The 14313-nt window shown below is 69.7% G+C and carries 12 protein-coding genes; 7 read left to right on the top strand and 5 right to left on the bottom strand.

The genetic code is table 11. The features are described from left to right. Positions 1-132 precede the first annotated feature (132 nt). The gene (locus tag HMPREF3165_RS03900) at positions 133-999 is read left to right on the top strand and encodes a CPBP family intramembrane glutamic endopeptidase (RefSeq protein WP_070510964.1); all 867 of its coding nucleotides are present in this window, start codon (positions 133-135) and stop codon (positions 997-999) included. Here the strand turns inward: HMPREF3165_RS03900 and HMPREF3165_RS03895 are convergent. After that, positions 989-1636 (bottom strand): nitroreductase, encoded by a 648-nt coding sequence (locus tag HMPREF3165_RS03895; RefSeq protein ID WP_070510962.1) that lies wholly within the window; start codon positions 1634-1636, stop codon positions 989-991. The two genes, HMPREF3165_RS03900 and HMPREF3165_RS03895, sit on opposite strands and share 11 nt — an antisense overlap. 112 nt (positions 1637-1748) lie before the next feature. Further along, a complete protein-coding gene (locus HMPREF3165_RS03890) occupies positions 1749-3617 on the bottom strand; it encodes an alpha-glucosidase (protein WP_070510960.1) in 1869 nt (622 codons plus the stop codon). A gap of 231 nt (positions 3618-3848) precedes the next feature. Here HMPREF3165_RS03890 and HMPREF3165_RS03885 point away from each other — a divergent pair, with 231 nt between their 5' ends. From HMPREF3165_RS03885 to HMPREF3165_RS03875, 3 genes are all read left to right on the top strand, one after another. Then, positions 3849-6383, top strand: coding sequence for a TIM-barrel domain-containing protein (locus tag HMPREF3165_RS03885; protein WP_070510959.1), 2535 nt, complete (start codon positions 3849-3851; stop codon positions 6381-6383). A gap of 79 nt (positions 6384-6462) precedes the next feature. Beyond that, a complete protein-coding gene (locus HMPREF3165_RS03880; RefSeq protein WP_070510957.1) occupies positions 6463-7128 on the top strand; it encodes a sugar O-acetyltransferase in 666 nt (221 codons plus the stop codon). Continuing rightward, entirely contained in the window at positions 7125-7844 is a 720-nt protein-coding gene (locus tag HMPREF3165_RS03875) for a nitroreductase (protein ID WP_070510955.1), read from the top strand. The genes HMPREF3165_RS03880 and HMPREF3165_RS03875 overlap by 4 nt, the downstream gene beginning before the upstream one ends. A gap of 147 nt (positions 7845-7991) precedes the next feature. On the opposite strand, the gene HMPREF3165_RS03870 is transcribed toward HMPREF3165_RS03875, so the two are convergent. Then, entirely contained in the window at positions 7992-8987 is a 996-nt protein-coding gene (locus HMPREF3165_RS03870; RefSeq protein WP_070511067.1) for a CPBP family intramembrane glutamic endopeptidase, read from the bottom strand. Positions 8988-9102: 115 nt separating this feature from the next. Continuing rightward, entirely contained in the window at positions 9103-12012 is a 2910-nt protein-coding gene (locus HMPREF3165_RS03865) for a UvrD-helicase domain-containing protein (protein WP_070510953.1), read from the bottom strand. 31 nt (positions 12013-12043) lie between these two features. Here HMPREF3165_RS03865 and HMPREF3165_RS03860 point away from each other — a divergent pair, with 31 nt between their 5' ends. From HMPREF3165_RS03860 to HMPREF3165_RS03850, 3 genes are all read left to right on the top strand, one after another. Beyond that, entirely contained in the window at positions 12044-12265 is a 222-nt protein-coding gene (locus HMPREF3165_RS03860) for a hypothetical protein (RefSeq protein ID WP_070510951.1), read from the top strand. An 83-nt stretch (positions 12266-12348) separates the two neighbouring features. Further along, a complete protein-coding gene (locus HMPREF3165_RS03855; RefSeq protein ID WP_070510949.1) occupies positions 12349-13344 on the top strand; it encodes an NADP-dependent oxidoreductase in 996 nt (331 codons plus the stop codon). Positions 13345-13379: 35 nt separating this feature from the next. Continuing rightward, entirely contained in the window at positions 13380-13844 is a 465-nt protein-coding gene (locus tag HMPREF3165_RS03850; protein ID WP_003786809.1) for a MarR family winged helix-turn-helix transcriptional regulator, read from the top strand. Between the two features lie 90 nt (positions 13845-13934). On the opposite strand, the gene HMPREF3165_RS03845 is transcribed toward HMPREF3165_RS03850, so the two are convergent. Then, positions 13935-14240 (bottom strand): nucleotidyltransferase family protein, encoded by a 306-nt coding sequence (locus HMPREF3165_RS03845; RefSeq protein WP_070510947.1) that lies wholly within the window; start codon positions 14238-14240, stop codon positions 13935-13937. Between the last annotated feature and the right edge of the window lie 73 nt (positions 14241-14313).

Raw genomic sequence — 14313 nt, 5'->3', positions numbered from 1 at the left:
GACAGTCCACATAAGCTCAGACTTAAGTCACTTATTCAACATTCTCAAATTAAACTAATAGGATTCTTGCTTCATTAATTTAATCGCACTAACATATCTGCGTCAGTAGATAATGTTGCCTATCGGAGCCTCATGCGCCGTCATCACGACAACGCCCCGCCTCGCCATGCCGCATCTCCTCGCCGCACGTGGCGCGCCGGTGACGGCACCGAGCGGCCGCCGACCTCGGGCGGCATCGTCGCCGTGTCGCTCGTTCTGATCTCCGGGTCCCCAGCGCTGGGCACCGCCCTGGCGCTCCTGAAGGGGCCGTGGATCCTCATGCTCGTCCTCCTTCACGTCGGCGGGCTCGCCCTGTGGTTCGGACTGTCCGGCCGAGACTGGCGCGACCTGTTGACCGGCGGCGGCATCCGCAGCAGAACCGTCCTGTTCGCCGCTGGCGCGCTGGGCGGAGTCGCCTTCGGCGGCCTGCACACCTGGATGGGGCCGACGGGTACCGGCCCGCTGTGGAAGCCGGAGATCACCGCCTCCACGGTGCTTCACGCACTGGTCTTCGCCCTGACAGTCGGCGTCGTCTACAACGCGGTCCCCGAGGAGATCACCCTCAGGCGCACCCTGTTCTTACCGATACACGAGCGCTTCGGGGCAACGGCTGCTGTGCTGATGACGACGGCGTCCTTCACCGCACTGCACCTGCCGACCTGGCTGACCTCCGACACCAGCCTCAAGGGCTACGCCTGGCAGATCCTCCACAAGGTGCTCTTCGGGCTGCTCGCCGGCTGGTCGGTGGTGCGGCTGCGGTCGGTGTTCTTCGCCCTGGGCCTGCACGTCAGCGGAAACGCGCTGGGACTGTTCATCGGCCAGCTCCAGAGCGAGAACCTGCCCGACTTCGAGATCTCGTGGCTCAACGCGGCGATCCTGCTCACCGGCGCGGCCGTGGCCGCTTCCCTCATCCTCCTCCTGGGCCGACGAGGCAAGCAGCCCTCTGCGCTCAGTCCTTGATCGTGAGGATCTCGTTGACGTCGACGCGGCTGGGGGCGAAGGCCGCCAGCGCCGAGTCTGCGGGATGGCCCAGCGCGATCCCGATCGCGACGATCTCATCGGCTCCGATCCCCATGGCCTCGCGCACCTCGTCCGGGTACATGACCAGGGCGTAGGCGTTAATGGCGCCAAGGCCCTTGTCGGCAGCCGCCAGGACGAGCATGGCGGAGAAGGCCCCGAGGTCGTGGAAGGACCACAGGGTGGATTCGACCGGGATCGTCACGTACAGGGCTGCCTGAGCGTTGAACAGCCGTCCTTGCGATGCCTGGAACTCCTGGACGCCATCACCCAGCTGCGCACCGATCTGCTCTCCGAGCGCGGCCATGTTCTCCTGGGTGGTCGCAGACCGCTCTGTACGAGGCTTCACCGGGAGGTCAGCGTTTCCCTTCCTGCCGGCAGCGACGTCCGCAGCATGGCGCTTCTTGATCCCGGCCAGCGTGGCTCCCGTGGCCGCATAGACCCGCCAGGGCTGGGAGTTCACCCACGACGGCGCCTGCTGGGCGGTGCGGACAATGTCGACCAGATCCTCCCGGGAGACGGGCTGGTCGGTGAAGTCTCGTACCGAGTGACGATTGGCGACGACCTGGCTGAACTCCATGGTGCTCCCCTACTTCCGAAATCCGCGGGTGTGTCCACCGAGGCCAACGACCGGCCGGCCAGCACTATTCCAGTTGGGGCCGTCGGGTAGGCACAGAGCGCGCCCGACCTCCTCAGGCCCGACGGCGCAGCAGGACCGAGTCCCATCCCGGTAGCGCCTCCGGCAGGCCCGCGTGGGCAGAGCCGGGCTGGACGTCCGGGTCGGCGGCGCGCAGCACCTGCTCGACCCCGCTCCACTCCTCTAACTGCAGGCCCTCGGCCGCGAGCGCCGTCAGCAGGCCGCCCTGCCCGGTCAGGGGCAGGTCCTCGCGGGCGCACTGGGCGATGAGCAGCAGCTGCTCGATGCCGCCGCCCTGCGTCTCGGGGGCGCGCCACTGGCGCAGGATGACCCAGGCGGTGGGGTGGTCGGCGGCCAGGAGCCGGAAGGTGCCCAGGGCGAGGGCGTCATCGTCGTGCCGCAGGGCGATGAGCTGGCGGTAGTGCTCGAAGACGCTGCCAGGTACTCCCACCTGGGCGGCGGCGTTGACGGTGCCGTGGTCGGGGGCCAGGGCGATCCAGGGCTCGCCGGTGGTGAACCCGGCCTTCTCGCTGCTGTCCCAGTGGACGGGGGTGCGGGCGTTGTCCCGGGAGACGGGGGCGATGCCGGCCAGGACGGCGGCCGGGTCGTCGCCGGCGCGCACGCGCTCGTGGAAGTGGTTGACGGACTCCAGGTCCCGGTAGTCATCGATGGAGCGGAAGACCGTGTTGGCCATGCCCAGCTCCTCGCCCTGGTAGATGTAGGGGGTGCCGCGGTGGGTGTGGAGGATCGTGGCGAGGGTCTTGGCCGAGCGGACGCGCCAGGCGGGGTCGTCGTCGCCGAAGCGGGAGACGGCGCGGGGCTGGTCGTGGTTGTCCCAGTAGGCGGAGTTCCATCCCTTCTCCGCGCTCACGGCACCGGTGGGGGTCGTGTCGGGAGCGAGGGCGGCCTGCCAGTGGGCCAGGTTCTGCTTGAGGGTGACGAGCTCGAGGGGCTGGGGGTCGAACTTGCCGCCGGGCCCGTCGGTGAGGCTGACGTGCTCGAACTGGAAGACCATGTCGAGCTCACCTCGGGCAGGGTCGGTGTAGAGGGCGGCCTCGGCGCTCGTGGCCCCGGGCATCTCTCCGACGGTCAGGACGTGGCCGGGCCGCGGCGCGAGGACCTGCTGGTTCATCTCGTGCAGGAACTCATGGATGCGGGGGCCGTTGGCGACGGCGGCGAAGGCGTTGCCGTAGAGGTCACCCTCACCCTGGGGCGCGTCAGTGATCGGGTAGGTCTTGGAGATGAGGTTGATGACGTCCATGCGGAAGCCGTCGACGCCGCGGTCCAGCCACCAGGTCATCATCTCGTGGACGGCGCGGCGCACCTGCGGGTTCTCCCAGTTGAGGTCGGGCTGCTTGGGTGAGAAGAGGTGCAGGTAGAACTCCTGGGTGCCCTCGTCCCAGGCCCAGGCCGACCCGGAGAAGGCCGATCCCCAGTTGGTGGGCTCGGTGCCCGGCTGCCCGGGGGCGAGCCCGTCGACCTGCCGGGCGGGCCGCCAGATGTACCAGTCGCGCTTGGGGTCGTCCTTGGAGGAGCGACTGGCGGCGAACCAGGGGTGCTCGTCGCTGGTGTGGTTGACGACGAGGTCCATGACCAGGCGCATGCCGCGACAGTGCAGTCCCTCGATGAGGGCGTCCAGGTCGGCCAGGGATCCGAAGAGGGGGTCGATGTCCTGGTAGTCGGAGATGTCGTAGCCGTTGTCGTCCTGAGGGGAGCGGTAGACGGGGCTGAGCCACACGACGTCGACACCCAGCTCGTCGAGGTGGTCCAGGCGGCTGGTCAGGCCGGGGATGTCACCGATCCCGTCGCCGTCGGAGTCGGCGAAGGAACGGGGGTAGACCTGGTAGACGACGGCGCGGCGCCACCAGTCCGGATCGTCGCCGACGTGGTGGGCAGAGACAACGAAGGGCGCGGGAGAGGTCACGGGCGACTTCCTTCCTACCGGACAGGGGATGCGAGGAAAGCGGGGCGGGCCGGGTGCATGAGGGGCTACCCCTGCTCCGCCGCCAGCGCTGACGGGGTCTTGCGGGCCGGTACCGATTGTGTCAGAACCCGCCCGGGAGGAGGGCCGATTAAGATGAATTCTCGCGCCTCACTCGGGGCGCCGCCTCTCCCACCGCTCCCCGTGACGACTCCTGCTGTGAAAGGCCGACCGTTGGTTTCTCCTCTCCGCGATGCCCCTGACACTCCGCGCCCGGCCGCCGCCCGCCCTGAGGCGGTCATCGCCGGGACCTCGTCGGAGGAGTCCGGCTACCGGTTCACGGTGCTCACCTCTCGGCTCATCCGCATGGAGCACTCCCCCACGGGCGTCTTCACTGACGCCGCCACCCAGCTGGTCGTCAACCGCGACCTGGGTGAGACGCCGTCGTTCCGGGTGGTGCACGGCCAGGACCGCCTGGAGATCATCACCGAGCACCTGCACCTGACCCATGTGCCCTCTCTGGGATTCTCCCCCGCCGGGCTCAGCGTCAGGCTGCGTTCGACGGCGCTGCACGCCCACGGCGGCACCTGGCACCACGGCGACGTGTGGGACCCGGCCGAGACCTTCCCGACGAACCTGGGCGGTACCACCCGCACCCTTGATGAGGCCGACGGCGCCGTCGCCCTCGGTCCGGGCCTGCTGAGTCTCAACGGCATCACCGCCCTGGACGACTCGGCCTCGCTGCTGCTCACCCAGGACGAGTGGGTTCAGCCCCGTGAGCCCGGCAACCGCCTGGCCGACGGGGCGCAGGACCTCTACGTCTTCGGCTACGGCCAGGACTACCAGGAGGCGCTGCAGGACTTCTTCCGCCTCACCGGGCCGAGCCCCCTCATCCCGCGGGCGCTGCTGGGCAACTGGTGGAGCCGCTACCACCCCTACAGCGACCAGGAGTACCTGGCGCTCATGGACCGCTTCGCCGCCGAGGAGCTGCCCTTCTCCGTGGCAGTCATTGACATGGACTGGCACGTCACCGATATCGACCCGGCGATCGGCACGGGATGGACCGGCTACACCTGGAACCGGGAGCTGTTCCCGGACCCGGCGGCCTTCCTGGCCGGCCTGCACGAGCGGGGCATGCTCACCACGCTCAACGTGCACCCGGCCCAGGGGGTGCGCCGCCACGAGGAGGCCTATGAGGAGGTCTGCGCCGACCTGGGCCTGGATGCGAGCACCGGGGAGGACGTGCCCTTCAACATCGCCGACCGGGACTTCGTGGGCTCCTACCTCTCGCGCCTCCACCACCCCCTGGAGGACGAGGGCGTGGACTTCTGGTGGCTGGACTGGCAGCAGGGCGGCTCCACGACGGTTCCCGGCCTGGACCCGCTGTGGATGCTCAACCACGTCCACTACCTCGACTCGGGCCGCGAGCGCCCGGCGGCCGACGGTGGCGTGGAGCGGCGCCGCCCGGTGACCTTCTCGCGCTTCGCCGACGCCTCGAGCCACCGCACCCCGGTGGGCTTCTCCGGGGACACGATCATCAGCTGGGACTCCCTGCGCTTCCAGCCGCGCTTCACGGCCACGGCCGCCAACATCGGCTACTTCTGGTGGTCCAATGACATCGGCGGGCACATGCTGGGCGGCAGCGACGACACGATGGCGGCGCGCTGGTTCCAGCTGGGCTGCTTCTCCCCCATCAACCGCCTGCACTCGTCGAACTCGGGCTTCACCTCCAAGGAGCCGTGGCGCTACTCGCGTGACGCGCGCGCCACGATGGAGGCGCACCTGCAGCTGCGTCACCGGCTGGTGCCCTACCTGTACACGTGGGCGCGCCGCTCGGCGGGTGAAGGCATCGCTCCGGTGCGTCCGGTCTACCACGACCACCCGCGCGAGCTGGCCGCCTACGAGCACCGGGGCAGCTTCTGCTTCGGGGACCTGCTGGTGGTGCCCTTCACCTCCCCGCTCGATGTGGCCACCGGCCTGGGGCGGGAGCTGACCTGGCTGCCCGACGGCGTCTGGTACGACCTGCCCACGGGGCGCCGCTATGAGGCCACCACCGGTGGGCGCGGGCGCATGCTGAGCCTGTCGCGCCCGTTGGACAGGATCGGGGTACTGGCCCGGGCCGGCTCCGTCATCCCTCTGGCCGGGAACCTGACGGAGGCGGCCGGGGACAATCCGCGCGAACTGGAGATCGTCGTCGTGCCCGGGGGCTCGGGGAGCTTCACCCTGGAGGAGGACGACGGCTCGGCCCAGCCCGGGCAGGACCAGATCGCCCGCACCCACATGGCGCTGACCTGGCCCGAGGCCGAGGAGGAGGACGGCGCCGACGTGGTGCTGCGTATCCGCCTGGAGGGGGCGGCCGAGGTCGTGCCGGCCTCGCGGCTGGTGACGGTGCGACTCCTGGCCGGCCAGGTGGCCGGCGCCTGGCTGGGGGTGGGTGAGCGGGCGCGCCGGCTGGCCACCGAGGAGGTCAGCGGTGACGGCTTCACCCTGGGGGCCGGGACGCTGGTGCACCTGGAGGAGCTGAGCCGCCAGGAACTCATCGACGGCGTCCAGCTGGTCCTCCGCGGCACGAAGCACTCCCCAGCCGACTGGCGCGATGAGGTCCACGCAATCCTGGACGCCGCGCGCGTGGAGTACATGGCCAAGGACCTGGCTTGGGACGCGGTGCAGCGGGGCCTGAGCGGAACCGCCCTGCTGGGTGAGCTCGAGGCCCTGGGCCTGCCGGAGACGCTGCGGGCGGCCGTGGCCGAGGTGCTCCCCCACTCCTGAACAGGCTCTGAGCGCCGACTCCGGCGGGTCGGCTCGAACCGGCCGACGGGCGTGTCGGGCCGCCGTTAGGCTGCTGGGTATGAGTGAGAGTCCCGCCCCACGCTTCCCGGAGGCAGAGCCCTACTTCGTGGGCGATGAGCGCACCAACCGCGAGCGCATGCTCGCCGGTGACTGGTACGTCGCCGACGACCCGGACAACGCCAGGATCGCCGCCCACGCCCGCAAGATGCTCCACCGCTTCGAGCGGGCCTTCGCCGAGGGTGAGGAGGACTGCTGGGATCTGCTGCGCTCCGCGATCCCGGGGCTGGGCGACAAGGCACACCTGCTGCCGCCGGTGCGCGTGGACTACGGGGACAACATCGCCGTGGGTGAGGGGACCTTCGTCAACTACGGGCTCGTGGCCCTCGACGTCGCCCGGATCAGTATCGGCGCGCACTGTCAGATCGGCCCGAACGTCCAGCTGCTCACGCCGGTCCATCCCCTGGAGCCGACGCCGCGCGCCTGCTCCCTGGAGGCGGCCGACCCCATCACGATCGGGGACAACGTGTGGCTGGGCGGCGGGGTCATCGTCTGCCCGGGTGTGACCATCGGGGACAACTGCGTCATCGGCGCGGGCTCGGTGGTCACCAAGGACATTCCTGCCAGCAGCCTGGCGGTGGGCAACCCGGCCCGGGTCCTGCGCCAGCTGGACGACTCCACCTTCGGCCCACGCCATCAGCACCCGTCCAAGGAGACGCCGCAATGAACCCCGAGACCTTTTCCGACCTGGCCGCTTCCCGGCACTCCGTGCGGGACTTCCGGGCCGATCCTGTACCGCCTGAGGTCATCGAGGAGATCCTGGAGGACGCCCGCCAGGCGCCGAGCTGGTCGAACACCCGCCCCTTCATGGTGGCGCTGGCCACTGGTGAGCAGGCGGACCGCCTGCGGACGGCCTACGTCGAGGAGTTCGATACCACGCTCCCCGTCCAGCACAAGGAGCGCGGGGCGATGGCCCGCCTGGCCCTGAGCGGCAAGGCGCCCGACGGCGACTACCCGACCTGGGCGCCTTACCCCGCGGATCTGCTGCCCCACTCCCAGGCGGTCGGTGGCCGGCTGTACGCGCACATGGGTATCGCCCGCAAGGACCGCGAGGCCCGTGACGCGGCCGCCCGCCGCAACTGTGAGGCCTTCGGCGCCCCGGTCATCGGTTTCGTCCTGGTCCACAAGGGCCTTATGCCCTTCGCGGCGCTCGACGCCGGGATCATGCTGCAGACCCTGTTCCTGTCCGCCAAGGCCCACGGCGTCGACTCCTGCCCCCTGGGGGTCCTGGCTACCTGGCGCCGTCCCTTCGACGCCGAGTTCGAGGCGCCGTCGGACTACCGCCTCATCACGGGCTTCGCCCTGGGCTACGCCTCCGAGGCCCCGGTCAACGACTTCCGGGCCGAGCGGCGCCCCGTGCGCCTGGTGCCGAGCCGTAGCTGATCCGGTTGCGGTCGGCTCACGCCGTCACCGCCCGAGGTGCTCGACGTCGCGGTCGTACCTTGAGCCTCGCGTTCGAGGGGTAGAGGGTACGACCGCGCGCGCCATGGTACGAACACACAGTGCTCCGTCCTGGTTTCGTGACGGATCCTAGGCCGGCTGCGTACCGTCCAGTGTGGCCTGAGGCGGGCGGCGCCAGCAGGGCGGGACGACGAGCCCGCGCCGGCGGACCGCCAGCAGCATGGCTACGCCGGCCGCGGTGCACAGCACGACCGCGACGACGGAGGCCTCGATCCCCATGGCTCCGCCGGTCAGCAGGTCGGGGCCGGTGAAGCGGGCCTCGATGAGTCCGCGTCCCGACCCGGTGCCGGAGATGTCGGAGCCGAAGATGCCGCCCTGGACGAAGTTCCAGGCGGCGTGCAGCCCGATCGCCAGCCACAGGCGACGGGTGAGCAGGTAGCAGGCGCCCAGCAGGATGCCCGCCTCCAGTGCGATCGCCACCGCACCGAAGACGGTGGCTTGAGGGTTGCCGAGGTGGGCGGCGCCGAAGAACGCCGCGGTGATGGCCAGCGCCCACCAGGTCCCCACCCACCCCTCGATGAGGCGGAGCATGACACCTCTGACGAGGATCTCCTCGGTGAATCCGGCGACGATACCGGCTTGGAGGCCGACGAGGATCCCCGTGCTCCAACCGACGTCCACCACGTGATAGGAACCGAGCAGGGCCAGGACCGCGATGACGGCACCCATGAGCAGCGCACCCATGGCCAGGCCGACCAGGAGCTCACGCAGTGCCGCCCCGCGCCCGCCCAGCTCAATGACGGGCCGGCCACCGACGAAGCGCACCAGCAGCCAGTACCCGAGCACGGTCAGGGGCACGGCACTGATCGCGACGATGAACGCGACACCCGGCCGGGCTGCCGCCCCGCCCCCGTGTCGCACGAGTCCAGTCGCCACCGCCAGCAGCCCGACGATCATCTGAGCGCCGAGGACGACCAGGATCCCCAGAAGGAGCTGGAGCCAGCCGAGGCGCTCCGCCTTCCGCGGAGGAATGCGCCACTGGGGACTGACCGGGACGAGCCGGTCCAGGAGGCGAGGAGCCCGCGGCTCCGCTGATGAAGTCGGGAAGGAGGCCGGGGCGTTCATGACCACAGTGTTGCCCACCTGCCGGTCGCCACACCTCCCCCGCCAGGAGGAACCGGCGCCCACTGCCTTCAGCTCGGTTTCCGATACCGCGGGAGGTTGATGGCGGATGGTTTCGTCAGATCTTGGCGACGGGGGCGTAGCGCAGGATGAGGCGCTTGGTGGTGGGGGCGCCGTCGATGACGAACTCGACGCGGGCGGTCAGGGACCGCCCCTTGCCCTCCAGGCCGACGACGGTGCCCACCCCGTAGGAGTCGTGGCGCACCTGGTCGCCGGTCCTCAGCCCGGCGACGGCTGCGGGCAGGTCCTCCGAGGCGGCGCCGGCCGGTGAGGGGGCGATCTGCTTGCCGCGGGCCTCGAGACGGGCGGAGGCGCGCTTGGCGGCCCGGTCCTGGGCGGTCTCCACGCGCCCCAGCTTGCCCGAGCGCTTGGTGCCTGCGCCCACGGGCGGGGCGAAGTCATCGTCGTCGGAGTAGGAGCTCTGCCGGGAGGAGCCTGAGCGCCGCCCGCCCGAGCCGAAGCCGCCCTCGCCCCAGCTGCTGCCCCAGCCGGTGCCGCCGCCGCGCAGCGCCTCCATGGAGGAGGTCAGGCGCTTCCAGTCGATGGTCTCGTCCGGTACGTCGTCGAGGAAGCGGGAGGCGGGCATGGCGTTGGCGGCTCCCCAGGCCGAGCGTACGGCGGCGCGGGTGAGGTAGAGGCGCTCGCGGGCGCGGGTGAGGGCCACGTAGGCCAGGCGCCGTTCCTCGGCGAGCTCGGTCTCCTCGGTCAGGGAGCGGGCGTGGGGGAAGGTGCCGTCCTCCATGCCGGTGACGAAGACGACCGGGAACTCCAGGCCCTTGGCGGTGTGGACGGTCATGAGGGTGATCTGGCCCTGCTCCTCGGCCTGCCGGGCCTCCTCGTCCTCCAGGTCGGCGCTGGGTGGGAGCTGGTCGGAGTCGGCCACGAGTGAGACGCGCTCGAGGAAGTCGGCCAGGGTGCCGTCGGGGTTGGCGGCCTGGAAGTCGCTGGCCACGGAGTGGAGCTCGGCGAGGTTCTCCACGCGGGTGGCGTCCTGGGGGTCGTCGCTGGCGCGCAGCTCGGCGAGGTAGCCCGAGGCGTCCAGGGCGGAGTCGAGGACGTCGGCGACGCCGTCGCCGGCGGTGACCATGTGGCGCAGGGTGGTGAGCAGCTCGTGGAAGCCGCGCACCTGGTTGCGGGCCCGGGTGGTCAGGCCCTCGACCTCGGGCGGCTCACCGGCCCCGGTGGTGGAGGTGTCCTGCCCGTCGGTGTTCTCGGTTCCGTCCGTCTGGGCCTCACGGGGGGCTCCGGCGGCGTCGGCGACGGCTTGCCCGAAGGAGACGGCGTAGCGGGCGGCGTGCTCGGCCAGGGCGCCCTCGGCCTTGTCCCCCAGGCCGCGTTTGGGGACGTTGAGAATGCGGCGCAGGTTGACGTCATCGTCGGGGTTGTCGACGGCGCGCAGGTAGGCGATGGCGTCCTTGATCTCGCGGCGGTCGTAGAAGCGGGTGCCGCCGATGACCTTGTAGGGCTGGCCGGCGCGCATGAAGGCCTCTTCGAGGGCGCGGGACTGGGCGTTGGTGCGGTAGAAGACGGCGACGTCGCGGGGGCGTACGCCGTGCTCGTCGGCCAGGCGGTCGACCTCCTGGCTGATCCAGCGGGCTTCGTCGTGCTCGGAGTCGGCGACGTAGCCGGTGATGGGGGCGCCGTCTCCGGCGGCGGTCCACAGGTTCTTCTCGCGCCGGCCGCTGTTGCGGGAGATGACGGCGTTGGCGGCCGAGAGGATGTTCTGGGTGGAGCGGTAGTTCTGCTCCAGCAGAATGGTGCGCGCCGAGGGGTAGTCCTCCTCGAACTCCTCGATGTTGCGGATGGTGGCGCCGCGGAAGGCGTAGATGGACTGGTCGGAGTCGCCGACGACGGTGAGTTCGCCCGGCGGCAGGGCCGAGCCGGCCCCGGAGGTGCCGGGCCCACCGACGAGCTCGCGCACGAGGACATACTGGGCGTGGTTGGTGTCCTGGTACTCGTCGACCAGGATGTGGCGGAAGCGGCGCCGGTACATCTCGGCCACAGCCGGGCGGGTCTGGAGCAGGGAGACGGTGCGCATGATGATGTCGTCGAAGTCCAGGGCGTTGGCGGCGCTCAGGCGCTGGGCGTAGGCGCGGTAGACCTCGGCGAGGTGGCGCTCGAGGGGGTTGGAGGTGACGGCGCGCTCGGCGAACTGGGCCGGGGTGATGAGCTCGTTCTTGAGGTCGGAGATGCGGTGGGCGAAGGTCTTGGGGGTGAAGCGCTTGGGGTCGATGCCCAGCTCGCGCACGATGAGGGTGATGAGGCGGGTGGAGTCGGCGGCGTCGTAGATGGAGAAGGTGGAGCGCAGACCGGCGGCCTCGTGCTCGCGGCGCAGGATGCGCACACAGGCGGAGTGGAAGGTGGAGACCCACATGCGCTCGCCTGCGGGGCCCACCAGGGCGGTGACGCGTTCGCGCATCTCGGCGGCGGCCTTGTTGGTGAAGGTGATGGCCAGGATCTCGCCGGGGCGGGCGCGTCCGGTGGCGATGAGGTGGGCGATGCGGTGGGTGAGGACCCGGGTCTTGCCCGAGCCCGCACCGGCGATGATGAGCAGGGGGGCGCCGGCGTGGGTAACGGCGGCCTCCTGGGCGGGGTTGAGGCCACGGATGAGCTCGGCCGGGTCTGAGACTGTGACGCCCCAGGCCGGGCCGGTGGGCCGACCCGAGGGCGCGGCGCCGTCGGCTCGGGCGCGGGCCGCGGCGGCATTGGCCTGGGCGCGGGCGACCAGAGCGGAGACCTCGTCCTGACGCTCCTCCCAGGTGGGGGCTGCGGCCGACTCGTCCTCAGGCGGTGGGGCGTCCTCGGGACCCCAGTCCTCCTCCGGGGCCTCGACCTCAGCCCAGGAGTCATCGTCGAAGGAGCCTGCAGCGGGGACAAGGGCGGGCAGCGCGGCCTCGGGCGGCGGCGTGGCCGCACCGCCGGAGCCGGGCATGGGCAGGGCGCCGAAGAGGGAGTTCATCGCGTTCATCGTGAGGCCAAGCCTAGGCCAGGCCACCGACATGTCCCGCTTTCCCCGCCCATGCACTGACAACGGGACGGAGGCCGACCGAGGCGTCACCACCGCCTCAGGCATTCACACGGTTCCCTTCACAGCGGAGGTCATGCGGATCACCGGGCTCGTGCCCGATGCGATGGCCAACGCCTGGGAGCAGGTCTCCCTGAGCGACCTCTCCCCGAAGGGAGCACTGAACCCACCCAAGGACGCTTCCTTGCTCAACTAGTACGAAGCTCGTACTATACGTTCCACGTAGTAGATGGATGTGAGCGCAGCATCTCGCTGTCGAGTGAGTCCGAGGAGGCTTCCATGAGTCGAGCAATCGAGTATCGCCGGTTCGGCGGACCAGAGGTCCTGGAGGAGGCCGAGCGCCCGCCGCAGGCACCCGGCGACGGAGAGGTACGCATCGCGGTGCGCGCCGTCGGGCTCAACCCCCTCGACTTCAAGACCTTCCGAGGTGATCTGCGAAGGCTTGAACGGGTTCAGCGCATCCTTCATCCTCGACGCTGGCTGGAGGGCGCATCCGCTCGCTTCCCCAGGGGCGTGGCCCGCGACTTCGCAGGCGTCATTGATGCCGTCGGTGCGAACGTCACCGACCTCGCCGTGGGCGATGCCGTGCTGGGCACCTTGCGAAGTGCGCCCGGTCAGGCCGACACCCGCGGAGCACTCACCACCGAGCTGGTGGCACCCGCCGACGACGTCGTCAAGAAGCCGGCTCCACTGTCCTTCACGCAGGCGGCCTGCCTTGGCGTAGCTGCGCAAACCGCGTGCGGCGCATTCAAGCAGCTGAACGTGCACGAGGGCGATGTCATTGTCATCAGTGCCGCCGCGGGCGGTGTGGGTTCGCTCGCCTCTCAGCTGGCCGCGAGCCGAGGCGCCACCGTCATCGGAATCGCCGGCGCGCGCAATATGGACTATCTCCGCTCCTTGGGCGCTATTCCAGTCACCTACGGCGAGAATCTGACCAGCCGGGTTCGCGACGCGGCTCCCTCCCCCGTCACCAAGCTCCTGGACTGCTACGGCGGCACCTACGTACGGCTTGGTCGCGATCTCGGACTGACGGGCCGTTCCATCGGCACCCTGGTTCCCTCACCCGCGGCGATCGTCAGGGGTGCGCAGTTCACCGGCTCACGGCACAGCAGTGGACGTGGCGACCTCGAGGAGGTGGCAGAGCTGGTGGCGGATGACGCCATCAAGGTTGAGCTTGCTCGCACCTACTCCTTCACACTGGAGCAGATTCGCGCCGCCTACACCGAGCTGGCAAAGGGCCACGTCCGCGGCAAGCTCGTCATCGATCTATCCTGACACTCACCTATGTTCACCCCGATCAGGAGGGCCGCTTGAGCGGAGGGATTCACGATCAGCGTCTCATCCGGGCGCTGCGCGCCATGAACAGCGAGCTCGCCGCCAGCAACCGCGCTGTCGCCGCGAAAACCGGGCTCAATGACAGCGACCTGGCGGTACTCGACGCCCTGCACCGCGACGGCCCGCAGACCCCCACTGCCCTCGCCCGCCGCACCCGGATGGGGACAACAACGATGACGAGCGTGCTGCGGCGACTCGTCCGCGATGGCTGGGTTGAGCGTCGCCCCAGTGAGACGGACCTGCGCTCCTTCACCATCCACGCCACGAGCGCTGATCGCCTCGCCGAGATATTCCTGCCCGCCAACCGGAAACTGACGGCACTGGTGGACGGCTGGCCCGAGAGCCGGGTCAATCAGCTCATTGAGTTCCTGGAGGACGCCACGACGGTGATCCACGAGTCGGCGGATCAGCTATCCTCCGCAGGCGGTCGTAACTCCTGACCCCGGTCGCACACCCCTCCATGAGCGAGCATCACGCTGCCATCACACGTACCCGAGGCGCCGAGATCAGGCCAACTCCAACACCGTTACTCAGGCCGCATAGACGTCCTCAGCACCCCTCAGCACCGAGGACTTGAAGTAAGGATTCTTGACTGAGTCAGCAATGACCAGGTCAATCTTTCTTCCGAAGATCCTCGTCAGCTCATCCTGCAGGCCGAAGAAATCCGCGAATCGATCCTCCCGACCCGTCTGGAAGTCGACAAGAAAGTCGATATCACTGGTTTGGGGATCAAAATGCTCGGTAAGCACTGACCCGAAGACGCGCAACCGAACAACACCAAACCGGGCGCATGCCTCCGACAGCGCCTTGGTATCGATCGCCACTTTCACCGCCACAGAACTATTCTCTCAGAACCGCGGAACGATGACCAGAGAACCAACCACTCCGGCCGCCGAGGCGGTAGGCGGC

Source organism: Actinomyces sp. HMSC08A09 (assembly GCF_001807465.1).
Classification (GTDB): domain Bacteria; phylum Actinomycetota; class Actinomycetes; order Actinomycetales; family Actinomycetaceae; genus Actinomyces; species Actinomyces oris.
The sequence above is the reverse complement of the archived record's forward strand: the minus strand, read 5'-3'. Positions and strand labels throughout refer to the sequence as shown.